Origin of the sequence: Nostoc sp. CHAB 5715, from assembly GCF_020829685.1 — a bacterium.
Lineage (GTDB): Bacteria > Cyanobacteriota > Cyanobacteriia > Cyanobacteriales > Nostocaceae > Nostoc.
In genome coordinates this window covers 1-2040 of the sequence record NZ_JAIVFR010001188.1, presented here as the reverse complement: position 1 = coordinate 2040, position 2040 = coordinate 1, and the positions used below count along the sequence as shown (strand labels likewise).

Annotated in this window: 1 protein-coding gene; it reads right to left on the bottom strand. The window is 34.9% G+C overall.

Annotated elements, in window-relative coordinates; all coding sequences use genetic code 11:
- Positions 1-202 precede the first annotated feature (202 nt).
- Complete coding sequence (locus tag LC574_RS37535; RefSeq protein ID WP_229458687.1) at positions 203-1714, bottom strand: hypothetical protein; 1512 nt, start codon at positions 1712-1714, stop codon at positions 203-205.
- Between the last annotated feature and the right edge of the window lie 326 nt (positions 1715-2040).

Sequence of the window (2040 nt, the reverse complement as noted above, 5' to 3'; positions counted from 1 at the left end):
GAGGAACGAAGCAATCGCAAAATTCTTCAGGTCAAAACGAGTCCATGAGATTGCAAGTCTTGGACACGCACTTGCGTTCGTCGTTCCTCCTCTCTACGAGATGCACTCGCGTTCGCAATGACAGTTATTCTCAAGAGCAAAATAAAAACTGGGATGCACCCTAGTCAAACTGCTAGACTAACACGACATGAAACCTACCCGATCATTTGATGATATACCAAATACCGTTATCACTTTGACGTAGAATCTGGTATTTTTGCTCAACAAATTCTAGCAGCTTGGGAAAATTTTCTTTGATTATCGCCTGTGGTTCATAATCAATGAAGATATAAGGAGGCTTTGATGAATCTAACTGCTCTATAAGTGTTAACCATTGCTCAGGCAGAAAATATTCAAGTGCCCAACCACGTAGGATTGTTGCTTGAGTCCGACCAGAAAAGTAATAAATAGATGGATCACCAGCTACATAAATCTCACCAGCAAGACTTCCTGGTTGAGATATTAAGTTAGCCTCTGAGTGAAGGGATGGATATTTTTTTCTCAAGACAGTCTGATATTTTAATCGTGTATCTTCAGTTAAAGCAAAGTTATTATTAACCAGAGTTACAGTCTTTTTTGTAAGAGTGGATGATAAAGGGAAGAACAATAATACTATGAGCAGTATTGTGGGCACTTGGGAATTTAATTCTTTTAAATAGTCCCATAATATATCTAATCCTTTAGTTGCTAAAATACCTATGGGTACAAACAATAGTAAAAAATGGTATTCCCACAATGCTTTATATTGTAGAGCAATAACACTCAAACCAAAAATACACCAAACAACAAGTAACAAAGTCAATACATTCTTAAACTTACGCAAGGAAACATCTATTGCAGTAATAGTTATTAAAATTAAAGGGTAATAATTCTGTAAAAACCATTTTATTCCTGAAATAAAATCCTTTGGAGCCAATGCAGAATTAGCAATAATAAGAGGTGGATATATAAAAAATGTCTGATACACTATTGAAAAACTATTATACCAAGCAAAGTAACTGGCAACTCCTAAAAGAGGAAACATAATTCCTAGAAAAATTGGTAAACAAATTTCAATAAATATTTTTTGAATGCCCTCCCGTTTGATTAATACAGAATACATTAATATAGTTAGCCAAAACGAAACTAATATCAGCAGAAATATTAATTTAAAAAGCAGGACAATTCCACCAATAAAGCCTGAGAGTAAAAGCAGGATAAATCTTTGCTTACCTTCGTTTTTAAAAGATTTAAAAGTCAGCCAAAGACAAAGGAATAAAGGAAAACCAACCAGTGCTTCAACTTGAGTAAGGTGCCAAGCACCTGAAACAACATAGTAAACACCAACCGTTAACAAAGGTACTAGGCTTGCGATTATCTGATGCCGAAAATAGGTTTTTAGAGTCAGCAGCAATATTATCGAAAAAAATACCATGTAAATAAGTTCAAAGGCATGGATGCCAATCTCATTAAAACCAAACAAAGTTCCCGCCAAAAAATAAAAGCAAAAAATCCCTGGTTGCTTTACATCCCAAAAATCACGATAGAGTACCTTTCCTTGTTGCATCTCTAAAGCACCTAGCCTAAAAAATGCTTGATCTCCGTCAAATGGAAAAGGTAAATGTACAAGACCAATTATCACAATAATAATCACAACTAGAAAATCAATTCTATTTAATTTAGCAAGATGAATCATGACACTTTTAATTTAAATCTAAGTGACCAGAAATAAAAAGGTACAAGCCCACTTCGGCTACGCTCAGTGCATCGCCTAAATTTATTTATGGAAAATAAAAAAATGTATTTCGAGACACGTAGTGCAAGAAATACTACGTCAGTTGACTCAGAGCAAATAAATTTATTTATGGGCTTGCTAAATTTTTGACTTTTGACTTTTGACTTTTGACTTCCCCGAAGGGGCTGACCTTTGTCGCAGTTGATCAAAGCTGATTCTAACGAGTAACATCTCTCACCACTGATTCAGGTAATGTGAGGATGTTTTAAAAAGCTTTGGCGATTAGA